General features: G+C 65.9%; 16 protein-coding genes and 1 tRNA gene. 10 read left to right on the top strand and 7 right to left on the bottom strand.

The window, feature by feature from the left end; genetic code table 11:
- Nucleotides 1–19: 19 nt before the first annotated feature.
- On the bottom strand, nt 20–1,102 hold the full coding sequence (hisC, locus tag N5C88_RS14930) for a histidinol-phosphate transaminase (protein ID WP_280015626.1): 1,083 nt from the start codon (nt 1,100–1,102) through the stop codon (nt 20–22).
- Between the two features lie 121 nt (nt 1,103–1,223).
- Here hisC and asd point away from each other — a divergent pair, with 121 nt between their 5' ends.
- Nucleotides 1,224–2,069: an archaetidylserine decarboxylase gene (gene asd, locus N5C88_RS14925; protein ID WP_059373861.1), complete on the top strand. Its 846-nt coding sequence runs from the start codon at nt 1,224–1,226 to the stop codon at nt 2,067–2,069.
- A 12-nt stretch (nt 2,070–2,081) separates the two neighbouring features.
- Here the strand turns inward: asd and ptsJ are convergent, their stop codons facing one another.
- Nucleotides 2,082–3,377 carry a transcriptional regulator PtsJ gene (gene ptsJ / locus N5C88_RS14920; protein WP_280015625.1) on the bottom strand — a complete coding sequence of 432 codons (1,296 nt, stop codon included), beginning with the start codon at nt 3,375–3,377 and terminating at the stop codon, nt 2,082–2,084.
- A 146-nt stretch (nt 3,378–3,523) separates the two neighbouring features.
- Complete coding sequence (locus tag N5C88_RS14915; protein ID WP_280015624.1) at nt 3,524–5,788, bottom strand: Orn/Lys/Arg decarboxylase N-terminal domain-containing protein; 2,265 nt, start codon at nt 5,786–5,788, stop codon at nt 3,524–3,526.
- Between the two features lie 82 nt (nt 5,789–5,870).
- Between N5C88_RS14915 and N5C88_RS14910 the strand changes: the two genes are divergently transcribed.
- Nucleotides 5,871–5,945 (top strand) — tRNA-Cys (locus N5C88_RS14910).
- A 26-nt stretch (nt 5,946–5,971) separates the two neighbouring features.
- Here the strand turns inward: N5C88_RS14910 and N5C88_RS14905 are convergent.
- On the bottom strand, nt 5,972–6,862 hold the full coding sequence (locus tag N5C88_RS14905) for a LysR substrate-binding domain-containing protein (protein ID WP_280015623.1): 891 nt from the start codon (nt 6,860–6,862) through the stop codon (nt 5,972–5,974).
- A 104-nt stretch (nt 6,863–6,966) separates the two neighbouring features.
- Between N5C88_RS14905 and N5C88_RS14900 the strand changes: the two genes are divergently transcribed.
- From N5C88_RS14900 to N5C88_RS14875, 6 genes are read left to right on the top strand one after another with little or no spacing between them, the layout of a single operon-like run.
- Entirely contained in the window at nt 6,967–8,127 is a 1,161-nt protein-coding gene (locus N5C88_RS14900; RefSeq protein ID WP_280015622.1) for a Xaa-Pro peptidase family protein, read from the top strand.
- Between the two features lie 56 nt (nt 8,128–8,183).
- Nucleotides 8,184–8,939 (top strand): ABC transporter permease, encoded by a 756-nt coding sequence (locus tag N5C88_RS14895; protein ID WP_280015621.1) that lies wholly within the window; start codon nt 8,184–8,186, stop codon nt 8,937–8,939.
- 23 nt (nt 8,940–8,962) lie between these two features.
- Nucleotides 8,963–9,940 carry an ABC transporter substrate-binding protein gene (locus N5C88_RS14890; protein ID WP_280015620.1) on the top strand — a complete coding sequence of 326 codons (978 nt, stop codon included), beginning with the start codon at nt 8,963–8,965 and terminating at the stop codon, nt 9,938–9,940.
- A gap of 2 nt (nt 9,941–9,942) precedes the next feature.
- Nucleotides 9,943–10,746: an ABC transporter ATP-binding protein gene (locus N5C88_RS14885; RefSeq protein WP_280015619.1), complete on the top strand. Its 804-nt coding sequence runs from the start codon at nt 9,943–9,945 to the stop codon at nt 10,744–10,746.
- Nucleotides 10,743–11,483: an arylmalonate decarboxylase gene (locus N5C88_RS14880; RefSeq protein ID WP_280015618.1), complete on the top strand. Its 741-nt coding sequence runs from the start codon at nt 10,743–10,745 to the stop codon at nt 11,481–11,483. Before N5C88_RS14885 ends, N5C88_RS14880 begins: the two co-directional genes overlap by 4 nt.
- A 14-nt stretch (nt 11,484–11,497) precedes the next feature.
- Complete coding sequence (locus N5C88_RS14875; RefSeq protein ID WP_280015617.1) at nt 11,498–11,917, top strand: Lrp/AsnC family transcriptional regulator; 420 nt, start codon at nt 11,498–11,500, stop codon at nt 11,915–11,917.
- A 10-nt stretch (nt 11,918–11,927) separates the two neighbouring features.
- Here N5C88_RS14875 and N5C88_RS14870 read toward each other — a convergent pair whose 3' ends face one another.
- Nucleotides 11,928–13,007 carry a histidine kinase gene (locus N5C88_RS14870; RefSeq protein WP_059373871.1) on the bottom strand — a complete coding sequence of 360 codons (1,080 nt, stop codon included), beginning with the start codon at nt 13,005–13,007 and terminating at the stop codon, nt 11,928–11,930.
- A 113-nt stretch (nt 13,008–13,120) separates the two neighbouring features.
- Here N5C88_RS14870 and N5C88_RS14865 point away from each other — a divergent pair, with 113 nt between their 5' ends.
- Nucleotides 13,121–13,807, top strand: a complete 687-nt coding sequence (locus N5C88_RS14865; protein WP_118931525.1) for a LytTR family DNA-binding domain-containing protein — start codon at nt 13,121–13,123, stop codon at nt 13,805–13,807.
- Nucleotides 13,808–13,954: 147 nt separating this feature from the next.
- On the opposite strand, the gene N5C88_RS14860 is transcribed toward N5C88_RS14865, so the two are convergent.
- Nucleotides 13,955–15,559, bottom strand: coding sequence for a gamma-glutamyltransferase family protein (locus N5C88_RS14860; protein WP_280015616.1), 1,605 nt, complete (start codon nt 15,557–15,559; stop codon nt 13,955–13,957).
- Nucleotides 15,560–15,625: 66 nt separating this feature from the next.
- Nucleotides 15,626–16,645: a tripartite tricarboxylate transporter substrate binding protein gene (locus N5C88_RS14855; RefSeq protein ID WP_118931523.1), complete on the bottom strand. Its 1,020-nt coding sequence runs from the start codon at nt 16,643–16,645 to the stop codon at nt 15,626–15,628.
- 141 nt (nt 16,646–16,786) lie between these two features.
- Here N5C88_RS14855 and N5C88_RS14850 point away from each other — a divergent pair, with 141 nt between their 5' ends.
- Nucleotides 16,787–17,701, top strand: coding sequence for a LysR family transcriptional regulator (locus tag N5C88_RS14850; protein WP_059373874.1), 915 nt, complete (start codon nt 16,787–16,789; stop codon nt 17,699–17,701).
- Nucleotides 17,702–17,798: the final 97 nt, after the last annotated feature.

The raw sequence follows: 17,798 nt of genomic DNA, 5'->3' as shown, positions 1-17,798 counted from the left end.
GCGGGCCCAGCCCGTGCGGCTATGGCTGGACCTGGGCGCGCAGCGCGCGCACCAGACAGGCCGCCTGCTCCTCGGTGCCCACGGAAATGCGCAGGTATTGCTCCACGCGCGGCCGCGGAAAATGGCGCACCAGTATTTTCGCGTCCCGCAGGCCGGCCGCGAGCGACCGCGCGTCGAAGCGCGGATGGCGGACGAACAGAAAGTTCGCCTGTGACGGCAAGACCTCGAAGCCCATCAGCCGCAAATGCGCGCAGAGCAACGTACGGGTGCCGATGATGGCCTGCCGCGTCTCCTCGAAATAGGCCCGGTCCTGAAACGCCGCTGCGGCGCCCGCCTGGGCCAGCCGCCCGAGCGGATAGGAATTGAAGCTGTTCTTCACCCGCTCCAGCGCGGCGATCAACGGCGCCTGTCCGATGGCGAACCCCACGCGCAGGCCGGCCAGCGCCCTGGACTTCGACAGCGTCTGAACCACCAGCAGGTTCGGATATTGCTCCACCAACGCAATGGCGGATTGCCCGCCGAAGTCCACATAGGCCTCGTCCACCAGCACCAGCCGGCGAGGCTGGATCTCCAGCAACCGCTGCACGCGATCCAGCGGCAGGCACTCTCCCGTGGGCGCGTTCGGGTTGGCGATCACAATGCCGGCTATGCCGGCATCCGCGGCGCCCAGCGCCGCGAATCCGTCCAGGTCCAACCTCAAGCGCTCGTCCACCGCGATCTGCGCACAGCGTATGCCGAACAGACGGCAATACACCTCATAAAAGCCGTAGGTCACGTCCGCCATCAGCAAGGGCTGGACACCGTGCTGGAAGAACGCGCAGAACGCCAGCGCCAGCACTTCGTCGGAACCGTTGCCGGCGAAGACTTGCTCCAGCGGCACTCCGTGGTACTGCGCGATGGCCGCGCGCAAATGCCCGGCTTGCGGGTCCGGATAGCGCTCCAGGCCATCGGCAGCCGCCGCGGCGATGGCCGCTATCGCGGCCGGTGACGGCGGATAGGGATTCTCGTTGGTGTTGAGCTTGATCCATCCGTTTCCCGGAGCCTGCTCTCCAGGCACATAGGGCGACAAGGTTTCAACGCGCGGGCTGTGTAGGGAAACCATGTTGTTGCGGCAGCGGCCTCTCGGTAAGCGATCGACGGGATTCTTACTGTGTATTTTGTCCTATGCCATACTACACTATGATTCAGGACAATAGCCGCCATCACGCACAGCCGCGAGTTTCATGTCGACCTCTCTTTCCCTGTTTGTCCACCGCATCGCGCCCAAGCGCTGGCTGACGCGTTGCGCCGGCCGGCTGGCCTCATGCCGCCAGCCATGGGTAGCCCAGCCGCTGATACGCGGCTACGCCAAGTGGTACGGCATCGATCTGAACGAAGCGCTGCACGCCGACCCGAAGGCCTATGCCAGCTTCAATGCCTTCTTCGCGCGCGCCCTGCGCCCGGGCGCGCGCAAGCTGGCCGATGCGGACTGGACCAGCCCCGCGGACGGCACCGTCAGCCAGTTCGGCCGCATCAGCCTGGGACAGCTGATCCAGGCCAAGCAGCGCCGATACAGCGCGGCTGCGCTGCTGGCCGATGCGGACCTGGCGCGCGCGTTGGGAGGCGGCTGGTTCACCACGATCTACCTGAGTCCGCGCGACTATCACCGGGTGCACATGCCCTGCGAGGGACGCCTGCTGGGCATGCGCCATGTGCCAGGGACGCTGTACTCCGTCCGGCCGGAGATCGTGCAGGGCATGGATGGCCTGCTGGCGCGCAATGAGCGGCTGGTTTGCTGGTTCGAGCATCCCCTCCATGGCGTCTACGCCATGGTGCTGGTGGGGGCCGCCATCGTCGGCAGCATCGCCACGGCCTGGCATGGCCAAGTGGCGCCGCATGGCCGGCGCATCCAGCAATGGGACTACGGCAGCCTGGCTCCCTTGCGTTTGCCGCAAGGCGCCGAGATGGGACATTTCCAGTTGGGGTCGACCGTGGTGGTGCTGATGCCGGGCAGCGCCTGGCGCTTCCATCCCGGCTGGAAGACAGGGCGCGCCGTCAGATTGGGACAAGCCATGGCCGACCGGCGTTGAGCCCGGCCGTGGCTAGAGCATGCTTTCCCGGATATCCCGCGCCAGCTTGCGGCACTGGCCGGGTTCGATCGCCGAGATGGTGATGCGCAGGCCCCTGACCGGCTCCTGGACCCCGAAGGCATCGCCGTGGCGCACCAGCCAGCCGCGATGGGCCAGAGCCAGCGCAACCGCCTGGTCGTCGGTATCCAGCGGCACCCACAGGTTCAAGCCGTCGCCGTCCGCGGCGCACGGCACGCCTTGCTCCAGCAAGGCGCTTTCCAGGGCCTTGCGCCGCTGCGCGTAATCCTTGCGGGCCTGGGCCATCTGCTTGGCCACCTCGGGCCGGCCCAGCGTGACCTCGACCATGTCCTGCAGCAGATGGCTGACCCAGCTGGTGCCGGAAGCCAGCCGCAGGCGCAACTGGCGCGACGTCGCCGCATCGCTGGCCACCATGGCCAAGCGCACATCGGGACCCAGCGTCTTGGAGAACGAGCGCACCAGCGCCCACCGCTGCGTGCCCGCAGGCAGCACCGAGTGGTATTCCTTGCCCGACAGCAAAGCGTAGTGGTCGTCCACGATGACCATGGCATGGGGATACTTGGCCAGCACCCGCGCCAGCGCCTTCGCCCGCTTTTCGCTCAGGCTGCAGCCCGTGGGGTTGTGGGCGCGCGGCGTCAGGATCACGGCCTGCGCGCCCTTGGCCAGCGCCGCTTCCAGCGCTGCCGCCTGCATGCCTTCGGCGTCGACCTGCACGCCCAGCGCCTGCAGGCCGGCGATGCGCAGCATGTTGATGCTGCTCAGGAAGCAGGGATTCTCGACCGCCACCTTATCCCCAGCCACCAGGTGCGAGCTGAGCAGCCGTTCAATGGCGTCCACCGCGCCGTGGGTCAGGTTGATCTCGAAAGGCGACGGGCAGTCTCGCGCGAACCAGGCGCGGGCATAGCTTTCCAGCCCCGCGTTGACTGTGGGTTCGCCATAGAGACGCGGCTGATAGGGCCGGATGGCGAGGGCGGCGCTCAGGTCCGGCAGCCAGGCCGGATTGGGATTGCCGCTGGCCAGGTCGGCCAACGGCGAGTCCGACAGCGCGCCCTCCTGTTCGCCCGGGCCGGACTGGTCGCGGATGATGGTGCCCAGGCGGCCTTGGGTCAGCGCGATGCCCGCCGTCACCAACCGCTTGTAGGCCGCGGCAACCGTATTACGGTTGATATCCAGTTCGACCGCCAGATCGCGCACCGGCGGCAACGCCTGGCCCGGCGGCAGCTGGCCCGATTGAGCCAGCCCGCGCACGCAATCGAAGATCTCAGCGGCGGTCTTTCCTTGTATTTTCATAGCGTCCTAAGACAATTCCGTTCCTGGCACGGACAGCGGCCGGGCCGCGTCAAGTCAATGGGGCCGACTCCCGGCCGGGCCAACTCCTGGCCGGGCCAACTCCCCGCGTAAGTTTGACATGGATTCCCGGTCCGCATAAAGCGTGCCTACCGCACGCAATCCACGTAATAGCGCAAGTTTCCGTCCGCGTCGCGCAGCTCCACGAAGCCATGGATGTCCGTGCCGAACCCGGGACACTCCCGGTTCAGCTCGCGCGAGAACTTCAGGTAATCGACGATGGTCCGGTTGAATGCCTCGCCCGGGATCAGCAAAGGTATGCCCGGGGGATAGGGTGTGATCAGACTGGTGGTGATGCGGCCTTGCAGATGGTCGATCTCCACCCTCTCGGTGCGCCGCTGGGCGATGCAGGCATAGGCATCGCAGGGCTTCATCGCGGGAGTGACGTCGGTCAGGTACATGTCCGTGGTCAGCCGGGCGATGTCATGCCTGGCATAGGTCGCATGAACATGCTGGCACAGATCGCGCAAGCCCATGTTCTCGTAGCGTGGATACTTGCGGCAGAACTCCGGCAGGATCCGCCACATGGGCTGGTTGCGCCCGTAGTCGTCCTTGAATTGCTGCAACGCCGTCAGGAGCGAACTCCAGCGGCCCTTGGTGATCCCTATCGTGAACATGATGAAGAAGCTGTACAGCCCGGTCTTCTCCACGATCACGCCATGCTCGGCCAGGAACTTGGTGACGATGGAGGCCGGAATGCCGCTGTCCGCGAAGTTGCCATCCAGGTCCAGCCCGGGCGTCACGATGGTGGACTTGATCGGATCCAGCATGTTGAAACCATCCGCCAGCGCGCCGAATCCGTGCCAGGACGAATCGCCATCGCCGCCGCGGATGATCCAGTCCTCGGGCGAGCCTATGCCCTCCGGCGCCAGCGTCTCCGGCCCCCAGACCTTGAACCACCAGTCGCCGTCGGCGAAATGCGTGCCGACCTCCTGCATCGCACGCCGGAAGTCCAAGGCCTCGGCGATGCTCTCCTCCACCAGCACCGTTCCGCCGGGCGGCTCCATCATGGCCGCCGCCACGTCGCAGCTGGCAATGATGGCGTACTGGGGACTGGTGCTGGTATGCATCAGATAGGCTTCGTTGAAAAGATGCCGGTCCAGCTGCCGCGTCAGGGAGTCCTGCGCCAGCACGTGGCTGGCCTGGCTGATCCCGGCCAGCAGCTTGTGCGTGGATTGCGTGGAGAAAACCAGTGATTCCCTGGGCCGCGCGCGCTGCTTGCCCATGCAGTGGTAGGCGCCATAGAACGGATGGAACACCGCATGCGGCATCCAGGCTTCGTCAAAGTGCAAGGCGTCCACGTAGCCATCCAGCGCCGCCTTGATCTCCTCGGTCTGGTAGATGATGCCGTCGTAGGTCGACTGCGTCAGCGCCATCACCCGCGGGCGGACCTCATCGGCGTCCAGGTGCTTGAGCAGCGGATGGGCGCGGATCTTCTCGCGGATCGCCTGGACGTCGAACTCGCTGCGCGGAATCGGACCGATGATGCCGAAATGGTTGCGGGTGGGACGCAGGAAGACGGGAATCGCCCCCGTCATGACGATGCTGTGCAGGATGGACTTGTGGCAGTTGCGGTCCACCAGCACCACGTCGCCCGGCGCCACCATGTGGTGCCACACGATCTTGTTGCTGGTGCTGGTCCCGTTCGTCACGAAATAGCAGTGGTCCGCATTGAAGATGCGCGCGGCATTGCGCTCGCTCGCGCCGATGGCGCCATTGTGGTCCAGCAGCTGCCCCAGTTCCTCCACCGCATTGCAGACGTCCGCGCGCAACATGTTCTCGCCGAAGAACTGATGGAACATCTGGCCCACCGGACTTTTCAGGAACGCCACGCCGCCCGAATGGCCCGGGCAGTGCCAGGAATAGGAACCGTCCTCGGCGTAGTCCAGCAACGCCTTCAGGAACGGCGGCTTGACGCCTTCCAGATAGGCCCGGGCCTCGCGGATCAAATGCCGCGCCACGAATTCCGGCGTGTCCTCGTACATATGGATCACGCCCTGCAGTTCGCGCAGGATGTCGTTCGGAATGTGCCGCGCGGTCTTGGTTTCGCCGTACACGTAGATCGGCACGTCGGCATTGCGCCGCCGCACTTCGCTGATGAACTCCCGCAACGCCAGCAGCGCAGGCGCAACCCCCTCTCCCTGGGCGAGTTCCTCGTCGTCGATGGACAGGATGAAAGCGCTGGCACGGCTCTGCTGCTGCGCGAACAGGCTGAGATCGCCGTAACTGGTCGTTCCCAGCACATCGAAGCCCTCGGCCTTGATGGCCTCGGCCAATACCCGGATGCTCAGGCCGGACGTGTTTTCCGAGCGGAAGTCCTCGTCGATGATGACGATGGGAAACTGGAACTGCATTGCTGTCCTCTGTCTATGGGTTGCCGCTTGCGCTTTAGTCTGTACTCGAACATAATTATATCTGTCCTAGGACAAAACAAACGGCGCGGTGGCAGAGTGGCTATGCAGCAGGATTGCAAATCCGCAGAGGTTGGTTCGATTCCAGCCCGCGCCTCCAGTTTTCCTGGCCGCGGGCGCGGCGCGCTAGGCCGCGTGATCGCGCAGATGCTCGCGCAACGCGTCAGCGAATGAAAGCGCGATGACCGAAGACGGCCAATGTTCGGGCCATACCAGACTGAGGTCGAACGAGGCGCCCGGCTCCAGCGGCCGCAGTTGATCCAGTCCGCCCGGAATGCGCGCGGCGGTCAGCCGGTCTACCAGCGCGATGCCCACGCCGCGCATCACCAGCTCCATCGCCACCGAGGTCCAGAACACCTGCACGCGCCGCCGCGCGTAGACCTTCTGCTGCTCCAGCAGCGCTTCCAGCCAGAAGCGGGTGTGGTCCAGGTTGTCGTAGATGATGAGATCGCGGCCTGCCAGTTGTTCCACGCGGATGGTGTCGAACTTTTCCAGAGGGTCGCCGGGAGGAATGGCGCAATATAGCTGCAGGCTCACCAGCGGCTCGGCCACGACGCCCGGATGCTGCCCCCCGTAGAAGCACACGCCCATATCCACCTGGCGCGCCGCCACCCATTCGACGATGCGCGCCGAACTGCGCGTCTGCAAAGCCACGGAAATATTCGGCCGGTCCGCCATGAAACTGGCGAGCACATCCGGCATGACGGTCAAGGACAGCAAGGGCAAGGACGCGACGGTCAGGTGGCCCTGCTTTTCGCTGCCCAGGTCCTTGATGAAGCTATCCAGCTGCGAAAGGCCAGAAAAAAGCCGGTCGACCTGGCCGTAAAGCGCCCGGCCTTCGGGCGTGGGCAGCAGACGCCCGCCCTTGCGCACGAACAGCGCCACGCCCACGCGGCGCTCCAGCTGGGCGATGTACTTGCTGGCCGCGGGCTGTGAAATCAGCAGCACCTGCGCCGCCCGCGACACCGAGCCTTCGCGCATCACCGCCCTGAAGATCTCTATCTCTCGCACGTTCATGCGCAGACTATAACTATTTAGCTATAGACATGGCAATTATTGGTATTAGGCAGTTATGTAGATTGTTCCTAGGATGAACGCTCGACTTTCATCCAGGACCCATCGTGTCGGAAAACTACGCACCCATGGAATTGCCGTTCGGCCCGGAAACCTATGCCGCGAACCTCTCGCTGCTGGCACGGGACATCCAGGCCCAGGGCCTGTCGGCGGCCATCCTGTTCGACCCTGAGAACATCTACTGGCTGACCGGCTACCGCTCCATCGGCTACTTCACCTTCCAGTGCCTGGTGGTCTCGGCCGACGGCGGCATTGCCATGGTCTCGCGCCAGGTCAACCACGCCGTGGCGACCGGCAACCGCAACATCGCGCGCTTTGTCGCCATCGATGACATCAGCGATCCGGTCGAGGTGCTGGCAAGCTATCTGAAGGACATCCTGCCCAGCGGCCGCGTCGGCCTGGAAACCGCCTCGGGCTACCTCAGCGTGGCCGCCTACAAGCAGCTGCAAGCCCGTCTGGGGGCACGCCTGGCCGACTGGCAAGGTCCGATGGAAGAGGCGCGCAAGATCAAGACCCCGGCGCAGCTGGGCTTCATGCGCCAGGCCGCGGACGCGGCGGTCGCCGGCATCGACGCGGCGGTGCGCGCGATCGCGGTCGGCGCCACCGAAAACGACCTCGCCGCCGCCATGCTGCACGGCGCCACCAAGGCCGGCAGCGAATACACCCGCGTGCCGCTGGTGGCCGTGGGCCGCGCCAGCGGCGTCTGCTTCACCACCTGGCAGCGCCGCGAGATCAAGCAGGGCGACCTGGTGTTCCTGGAGGCCGCGGCCAACATCAACCGCTATCACGCCATGATCTCGCGCAATTGCGTGGTGGGCCGCGCCTCCGAGCGGCAGCGCTTCCTCGCCGGCACCGTCATCGCCGCGCTGGACGCCGCCATCGACGCCATCCGACCCGGCGTCACCTCCGCCCAGGTGGACCAGGCCTGCCGCGCGGTCTTCGAACGGGCCGGGCTGGGGCAGTACTTCGATCACCGCACCGCCTACGGCATCGGCATCGGCTTTCCTCCCAACTGGGCCGAAGGCCGCTTCCTGGCGCTGCGTCCGGGCGACCCCACGGTGCTTGAGCCCGGCATGACCTTCCACCTGGTGCCGTCGCTGTTCATGCCCGAAGGCGGCTTCATGGCCAGCGAAAGCGTGGCCGTCTCCGAGGACGGCTGCGAGGTGCTCACCCGCTATCCGCGAGAGCTGATCGAAATCGACGCCTGACAACAAGACCGGCGCGCCAACAACATACAAGGGGAATTGCCGTGTTGAAGAACTGGATGTATCCAACCACCGCGGTCATGGGAGTGCTGCTTCTGTGGCATTTCGCGATACCGCTGTTCGGCCTGCCGGCCTACCTGCTGCCGCCGCCGCTGAGCGTGCTCGAACGGCTGTGGACGGACTGGGCATTCCTGGGCCATCACTCCTGGGTCACGTCCGTCGAAACCCTGGGCGGCTTTCTGCTGAGCATCGCCGTCGGCATACCGCTGGGCATCCTGCTGGTGTGGTCGCGCCCGCTGGAGCGCGCCATCATGCCGCTGCTGGTGGTGTCGCAGGCGTTTCCGAAGGTGGCGGTCGCGCCTCTGATCATCATCTGGTTCGGCCTGGGCCTGTTTCCCAAGATCCTGATCGCATTCTCGGTGGCCTTCTTCCCCATCGTGGTCAGCACGGTGGCGGGCATGCGTTCAGTGGACGCGGACCTCAACGATCTGGCCCGCTCGATGCTGGCGGGCGCCCTGCGGACCTTTCTGCGGATCCGGCTGCCCTATGCGCTGCCGCAGATCTTCTCCGGCCTGAAGGTCGCCATAGCCTTCGCCACGGTCGGCGCGGTGGTGGGGGAATGGGTAGGCGCCGAAAGCGGCCTGGGCTACGTGCTGCTGTCCGCCAATGCCAACCTCGACACCACGTTGCTGTTCGCCGTGCTGGTCGCGCTCATGCTCATCGGCCTGGTCTTCTACTACCTGGTCGAGTTTTCCGAACGCTTCCTCATTCCCTGGCACATCAGCGTGCGCAGCGACGCCCTGCCCTCTGTCTGACCCCGCCCTCCGGAGACACCACCATGAAATTCACCACCCGACTTGGCTGGACCCTGGCTTGCCTGCTGGCCGCAGGCGCGGCCAGCGCCCAGGAAAAACTGAGCCTGCGCCTGGACTACAGCATCTACGGCACGCACGCACCACTCTACTACGGCATAGAAAAAGGCCTCTACAAGGCCGAAGGCATAGACCTGAGCATCGGCGAAGGCAGCGGCTCCAGCAACACCGCGAAGCTGGTGGCGCAGGGCATCGATCCCGTCGGCTTCATGGACTACGGCACCATGCTCAAGGGCGTCGCCGCGGGCATGCCGCTGAAGGCCATCTTCGCCGTGCACCAGCGCTCGCCCATGGTCATCATCAGCCACGCGGACGCCCCGGTGCGCGCGCCCAAGGACCTGGAAGGCAAGGTGCTGGGCATGAGCGCATCCGAGTCGACGGCGCAGATGTTCCCGGTGCTGGCCGCCCTGAACGGCGTGGACCAGAAGAAGATCAATGTCATCGCCCCCGCCGTGGGCACCAAGACCGCCTTGTTCCTGCAACGCCGCGCGGACGCCATCACCGGCGTGACCTACTTCCATATCCCTCCGCTGGAAGCGCAGGGCGCAAAGGTGCATTACTTCTTCTACGCCGACTTTGGCGTCAACGCGCTGGAAGGCGGGCTGGCAGCCAATACCAAATGGCTGGAGGCCAATCCCGACACCGCGCGGCGCTTCCTGCGCGCCACGCGCAAGGCCTACGAGGCCGCCCAGGCCGATCCGGCCGCCTCGGTCGACGCCCTGGTACGCCAACGGCCGGAACAGGCGCGCAACCGCGATCAGCTGGTGCGCCAGCTGCAGCTCTCACTGCAGGCCGCAGGCACGCCCAACACCAAGGGACTGCCGTTCGGCGTCTCCGCGGAAAAGGACTGGCAGGTCATGGTCGATCAGTTCGTGCAATCGAACCAGATCGCGAGCCCGGTGCCGACCAGCACGCTCTACACCAACGACTACAACAGGGAATAGACATGGCACAGCACGCAGCCCTGGCGCTCGCTCCCGCAGCGGGCGCGCCCGATACCGCGATCGACATCCGCGGCATGGTCCAGCGCTTCGGTTCCTATGTCGCGGTCGACGGCATCGACCTTGCCATACCCGAAGGCCAGTTCCTCTCCGTGCTCGGCCCGTCCGGCTGCGGCAAGAGCACCTTGATGCGAGCGGTCGCCGGCCTGACGCCGCCCACTGCCGGCGAGATCCGCGTGCTGGGCGAGCGCGTGACCGAGCCGGGCGCCAACGTGGGGATCGTGTTCCAGCGTGCGGCGCTCCTGCCGTGGCGCGACGTCGTCGGGAACATCTCGCTGCAGCTGGAGATGCGCAAACTTCCGGCCGCGCGCCATGAGACCCGGCTGCGCGAACTGATCAAGCTGAGCGGACTGGAGGGCTTTGAAAAATGCCTGCCGCACCAGTTGTCCGGCGGCATGCAGCAACGCGTGGCGCTGTGCCGCGCGCTCATCCACGACCCCGACATCCTGCTGATGGACGAGCCCTTCGGCGCCCTGGACGCGATGACGCGCGAAGCCATGAACCTGGAGCTGCAGCGGGTATGGCTGGAAAGCAAGAAGACCGTCATGTTCATTACCCACAGCATCTCCGAAGCGGTGTTCCTGTCCGACCGCGTGGTGGTGATGAGCAAGCGGCCGGGCCGCGTGGCGCTGACCGTCGACATCGATCTGCCGCGCCCGCGCAACTACGCCATGGTCGGACACCCCAACTTCGTCAAGGCGGCCACCGTCATACGCGAGTGCTTCGACGCCGCGGGGATGACGGAATGAATCCCGTGCGCTACGACGCCGGCCCCTACCCCCGCGCGCGTCTCGCCTTTCTGTGCGTGGCCAACGCCGGCCTGACCGAGGGCGAGATGCACGCCATGGCGCCCGAGGGCGTGGGCCTGAGCTTTGCCCGCGTGGCCATGGCAACGGCCTGCACCGTGCAAAGCCTGGCCGGCATGGAAGACGGACTGCTTGAGGCCCTGGGCGGCCTGGCGCCGGGACGCCGCGATATCGATGTGGTCTGCTACAACTGCACCGCGGGCAGCTTCGTGATCGGCAACGACAAAGTGCGCGCGCTGCTCGCGCAGGCCCGCCCCGGCGCGGCCGTGGCCACGCTGCTGGACGGCGTCACGCAGGCGCTGGCCGCGGTCGGCGCGCGCCGCCTGGCGGTTGCCACCGCCTATGACGATGCCGTCAACCAACTGGAGCGCGCTTACTTCGAAAGCATCGGCCACGAAGTCGTCTCGCTACAGGGGCTGGCCCTGCCCGATGACGAGACCATGAACCGGGTTTCGCCTGACTATCTGTACGAATTCGCCTGCGCCGTGGATCGCCCCGATGCCGACGCCGTCTTCATCAGCTGCGGCGCGCTGCGCTCCACCGCCGTCATCGAGCGTCTGGAGGACAGGCTGGGCAAGCCCGTGATCGGCAGCAATCAGGCCAGCATGTGGCATTGCCTGCGGCTGGCGGGGATCCACGACCGGATGGACGGCTACGGCCGGCTGTTCCGGCAGCATTGAAAGCGGGACCTGTCATGGATGAAATCGATACCCGACTGATCGGCATCCTGCGGCGCGACGCGCGCACGCCGCTTTCCGTTTTGGCCAGCAAGGCCGGCGTGTCGCGCGGCACGGTCTCCAACCGTCTGCGCAAGCTGGAGGCGGACGGGGTCATCGCCGGCTACACGCTCAAGCTGCGTCCCGACTCCGATCAAGGCGGCCTGCGCGCCTGGATGGGCATTACCGTCGACGGCAACCAGACGCGCGCCGTGCTGGCCAGCCTGCTGGGCGAGCCGAGCGTAGAGCAGCTGCACGACACCAACGGCCGCTGGGACCTGCTGGCCGAAATACGCGCAGATTCCACCGCCGATCTGTCCAAGGTGCTGGAGCGCGTGCGCCTGATCAAGGGCATCGCGGCCACCGAAACCAGCATCCTGCTCGCGACGTACCGCTGAAGCCTGCGCGCTAGGCCGGCACCGGCTCGCCCCGCAGCCTGATCTGCGCGACAGTTCTTTCCCCGCGCTGCTCCAGCACGAACTGATGCCTGTCCGGATACCTCAGCGTCAGCCGCCGGCACAGGTTTCCCAGCCCGCCTCCGCCGCTGGCCAGATCGAAGGGCGCGTGCAGCCGGCCGGGGTTGTCCACTTCAATGAGCAGTTCATCGCCCTGCAGACGCGTGCGTATGCAGATCGGAAAATGCGCGTGTTCCGAACGCATGCCGTGCTTGATCGCGTTTTCCACCAGGCCCTGCAGCGTCATGCGCGGAACACTGATCCGTAGCGTGGCCGGATCGATCTGGCTGCGCAGTTCAAGCCGCTGGTCAAAGCGCAGCGCCTGTATGCGCACATAGGCTTCGGCGGCCTCGATCTCCTCCTCCAGTATGGACAGGCCGCGCCCGCGCCGGTCCAGCGAATAGCGCAGGTACTCGGCCAGGCTGCGGGTCATTTCCTCCGCGATGGCGGGACGTTCGGCGATCTCGGCCACGATGGTATTGAGCGAGTTGAACAGGAAGTGCGGCTCGATCTGCAGCTGCAGATGTTCGAGCTCCAGCCTCAAGGAGCGCGTCTCGGCCTTCATCTTGGACAGGCGCTCACTGCGCGCGTTCAGCTCGGCCGACACGCCGAAATAGATCAGCGTCCAGATGGAGAGCATGCCCATGTAGTAGAGAAAGCCCAGCCGGTACTGGTTGCCCGGCAACACTCGGATCGCGCCGGGCAAAAACAGGCTATGGATGCCGTAGGCGATCGAGGCCAGCAAGGCCGAGGCGGTCAGGCAGAACAACACCGCGCAAACCAGCACCAGCAAGGGAGGATCGCCTTTTCCCGCACGGCGGCCATGCAGCACGGCCGCCCCGCTGGTCAGGACGAAGGCCAGCGGCTCCAGCGCCACGGTAAGCCAAAAGGCCGCGGTGGCATTGCCGAACACCGCCAGCCGGATGAAGAAACCCACGATCGCAAGAAAGAGCCAACCCAGCGTCTGCGCCCGCCAGAAGCCAAGCGAGGACTCCCCTGGGCTCAAGCCCTGGCCGATCGATGCGAACTTCATGGATGCGCTCCCCGGACGGGCAAAGGGTTCTCTGGAAACTGCATAGGCCTTATATTTACCCGCGTGCCAGACCGAACGACTATACCCGCCACACCATGGCGCCAGGGAGGAAAATGCTGCGTGTGCTTGTCATCGACGATGAAGCCCCGGCGCGGCGCTACCTGCGCCGGCTGCTGGAAGCCTCGGCCGACGTCCATGTCGCGGGCGAAGCCGAAAGCCTGGAACAGGCGCGAGCGCTGATCCGCGAGCATCGTCCTGATGCCCTGTTCCTGGACATCGAACTGACTGCCGCCACCGGCTTCGATCTGCTGGACCAGCTGGACGCTCCGCCCGCCGTCGTCTTCGTCACCGCGCACAGCGACTACGCCGCCCGCGCCTTCGACGTCCAGGCCGTCGACTACCTGCTCAAGCCCGTGCGGCCGGGCCGGCTCGAACAGGCGTTGGCGCGGCTGCGCCCGCGCGCTGGCGGCCACCTGACGCTGCGGACGCGCAACGGCACCAAGCTCATCAAGATCCATGAACTGACCATGGCGCAGGCGCAAGGCGACTACGTGATGCTTTGCAGCGCCGCGCACGCCAACGAGCTGATGCACATCACCTTCAAGCGCCTGGCGGCCCAACTGCCCAGTCCGCCCTTCTGCGCCTTGTCTCGCTCGGTGATCATGAATCTGGAACATGTCTCCCATCTTTCGCAGCTTCCCGGCGCGCAGACCGAGGTCGCGTTCAACAACGGCGTTGCCCCCGTCGTGCTGGGACGGGTCGCGTCGCAGCGCCTGCGGCGCGCGGTGGCGCAGCGCTGACGCGACGGGCCAGCCCCGGGATAAGACCGCTGCAGCATCGGTTCGGGCCGGAAATGTGCCGATTGTCATCAACCGGCCCCGAGACATCACGCAGTTTTCGACGAAACGGGGATTTTCCTCGACCAAACATCGTCCAGGAAGACGGCGTCAATAGCCCATGGGGTAGCCGTCCTTGCGATGATCCGACGCGGCCAGATAGCCTCCCTGTTCCAGCCGATAGGCCATCTGCGCGCTGCCGAACTCCAGATCGAAGCGCGGCGCCACGTCGACCCTGTGGCCGCATGCGCGCAGATGCTCGATAGCTTCAGGCGGGCAGTTCCATTCCACCGCCACGCCCACGTTGTCATCCTTGATGCGCCAACGCGGCGCATCGCTGGCTGCCTGCGGATTCAGGCCGAAGTCGGCCAGCCGGCTGGTCACTTGAAGATGGCCCTGCGCCTGCATGGAGCCGCCCATGACGCCAAAGCTCATCAAAGGCTGTCCGCCTTTCATCAGGAAGCCGGGAATAATGGTGTGGAACGGCCGCTTGCCTGGCGCCACCACATTGGGATGCCCCGCCTTCGTCGAAAAGCCCCAGCCCCGGTTCTGCATGGCAATACCCGTTCCCGGCACCACCACGCCGGAACCGAATCCCTTGAAGTTGGATTGAATGAACGACACCATGGTGCCGTGCCGGTCTGCCGCCGTCAGATACACCGTTCCACCGCTATGCGGATTGCCGGCCCGGGGTTCGCCCGCCCGGTCCGGATCGATGAGTTTCGCCCGTTCCGCCAGATAGGCGGGATCCAGCAGCTGCGCACTCGACACCTGCATATGGGCCGGATCGCCCACGTGTTCGTACAGGTCCGCGAACGCCAGGCGCATGGCTTCGATCTGCAGGTGCAACGCACGGCCGCTGTCGCGCCCGCAGCCCGCCAGGTCGAAACGTTCCAGCATGCCCAAGGCCATCAATGCGCCGATGCCCTGGCCGTTGGGACCGATCTCGTAGAGTTCCAGGTCGCGGTAGCGCATGCCTATCGGCTCCACCCAGTCGGCCGTATGGCCGGCCATGTCGGCCTCGGTGATATAGCCGCCCGTGTTGCGCGCGTGGGCGGCAATCGCCGCGGCCAGCTCGCCGCGGTAGAAGCTCTCGCCCTTGCTGCGGGCGATGCTCTCCAGCGTGGCGGCCTGGCCGGGGCTGCGGAAGCGCTCTCCGGGCAAGGGCGCGCGGCCCCCGGGCGCAAAGGACTCGGCAAAGCCCGGCTGCCCGCTCAGGCGCGGCACCTGCTTCTGCCACTGGCGATGCACCGTGGGCGAAACCAGGTAGCCGTCCCGCGCGTAGCGTATGGCGGGCTCGAACAAATCCTCGAACGGCAGCGAACCGAATTTCTCCCAGATCGCGCGCCAACCCGACACGACACCGGGTACCGTCACGCTGCCCCAGCCTATCGGGTCCATGCCATCCAGATGCGCGAACCTGGCCGTCTCCCAGGCGGCCGGCGCGCGCCCCGACGCATTCAGCCCATGCAGGCGCCCGCCATGCCAGACGATGGCGAACATGTCGCCGCCGATCCCGTTCATGCACGGCTCCACGACGGTCAGCGCGATGGCCGTGGCCAGCGCCGCGTCGATCGCGTTGCCGCCCCTTGCGTACATCTGCAGGCCGGCAGCGCTGGCCAGCGGCTGCGACGTGCTGACCACGTTGTCCGCGAGCAAAGGCATGCGTTGCGATGCGTAGGGCAGCTGCCAGAAGGGATCGTTCGGAATGGGCATGGGAGTCGGGTCGGAAGTTTGGGACCAGCCGCCCGCGGGCGGCCAGGAAGAAAGCCGGGGCGGCCGCTACTTGCCTGCGGTAATGTTCAAGGCCTTGACCTTGTCGCGCCAGAACGCCTGCTGGTCCAGGATGAACTTGGGCAGAGTCTGGGCCGGAATCTCGCTGATCTGGAAGCCCTGCGCCTCGATGGCCTTGCGGAATCCTGCATCGCCCTGCGCCTTGGACAGCGCGCGGGCCACAATGTCCAGGCGGTCCTTGGGCGTTCCCTTGGGCGCCATCAACGCGAACAGGTTCTCTGCCTCCAGGCCCTGTACGCCCAGTTCCTTGAGCGTGGGCACGTCCGGCATGACCGGCAGACGTTTGGCGGAGGCCACGCCCAGCACGTCGATGCGGCCGCCCTGCTTATGCGGCAGCGAGCTGGTCACGCTATCGAACATGAAGACCGACGCGCCCGAGATCACTTCGGGCAAGGCCTGGCTGCTGCCCTTGTACGGGATCTGCAACGCGTCCACGCCCGCCTGCTCCTTGAAGATCTCGCCCTCCAGGTTGGACAGGGTGCCCGCGCCCATCGACGCGTAGTTGTACTTGCCCGGCGCCGCCTTCAGATAGGCCACCAGGCTGGCATAGTCCTTGATGCCCAGCGTCGCCGGCGTGACCAGGATGTGCGGGGCGCTGGCTATCGCGCCCACCGCATCGAAGTCGCCGTCCAGCGACACCTGCTGCTTGCCGTTGAGCGCTTCGTAAATGGAGTTGGACATCACCGACGAGATGTACAGCGTGTAGCCGTCGGCTTCGGAACGCGCAGCGGCCTGCATGCCGATCAAGCCGCCCGCGCCGGGGCGGTTCAACACCACCACAGATTGGCCCAGCGAGTCGCCCAGCTTCTGGCTGAGTTCGCGAGCGAGCACGTCGGTCGCGCCGCCCGGTGGAAACGACAGGATCAGCTGGAGCGAGCGCTGCGGAAAATCGGCCGCCCCCGCCCCGGTAGCCGCCGATAACGCCAGCGCGGCAAAGGCGCGCTTCAGAATGCCGAGTCCCTGCGGGCGCGCGGCGGCGCGGCCCGATTTGCATACAACACTAGCCATGCGATTCCCCTTGGTTGAAGAGCCGTCGGCCGGGTCTGTTGCCCATGTGTCCTGGCGGCCCTGACCGGCCCATTCTAGGAATTGCCTTTGCGGCAATCAATATCAATAATTAGCACGCCAATTGCCATTTTGAGAATCAATATGCTCAGCACCGCGCACCGCTATTTCCTGGAAGTCGTACGCGCAGGCAGCATCAAGGACGCCGCGGCCACCCTCCACGTGGCGCCTTCGGCAATCAGCCGGCAAGTCGCCAAACTGGAGGATGACTGCGGCGCGGCGCTGTTCGAACGCCGGCCTCACGGCATGGAGCTGACCCGCGCCGGCGAAATGCTGGCCGACTATGCACGCCGCGTCGCCATGGATGCCGAGCACGTGCTGCGCGATATCCGCAGCCTGCGTCACGCGGAGCTGACCACCATCCGCATAGGCTCCAACGAAGCCGTGGCGCGCAACGTGCTGCCGCCCATCCTGGGCGCGTACCGCGCCCTGCATCCCGATGTGGCGTTCCAGGTACACATCGCTTCGCCCGGCGTCGTGACGCAACGCCTGCGCGACAACAGCATCGACGTGGGCCTGGCCTTCAGCCTGAACGCGGGCAACGGCATCGCCGTGCGCTACGAAATCGTCTCGCCCGTTCGCGCCATCATGGTCCCGGGCCATCCTCTTGCCAAACGCGCCAGCGTGTCCCTGGACGACCTGCGCCGCTACCCGATCGCGCTGACCGACTCCGGCACCACCGTGCGCCTGTTGTTCGACAGCTCGGCGGCAGGCAACGACGGGCCGCCTTTCGACATCGCCTATTCGAGCAACTCGTCATCGGTCATCCGCGCCATCGTCGAGGCCGGCCATGCTGTCACGCTGGCCGGCGAGATCACACTCGCCGAGCCGCTGCGCAGCGGCGCGCTGGTGGCCGTGTCCTTGCAGCAAGCCGTCTTCGCCGAACGCACGCTGCAGGTGCAGACCGCCAGCCACGCCCGCTTGCCCGAGGCGACGGCCGCCTTCATCGAGCACCTGATCGAAGCGCTATCCGCGGGCGCCCGTTCACGCGATTCTTGACTTGCCGCAGGCTTGCCGCAAAACTGAAGTTCTACACGCGCCCAGGCTTGGCCAAGCGCGGAAGGCCCCGATTCAATGGTCAGAGTGAATGATTGAA

The sequence above is a fragment of the Achromobacter sp. GD03932 genome (genome assembly GCF_029839485.1).
GTDB lineage: Bacteria > Pseudomonadota > Gammaproteobacteria > Burkholderiales > Burkholderiaceae_B > Achromobacter > Achromobacter bronchisepticus_A.
The sequence above is the reverse complement of the archived record's forward strand: the minus strand, read 5'-3'. Positions and strand labels throughout refer to the sequence as shown.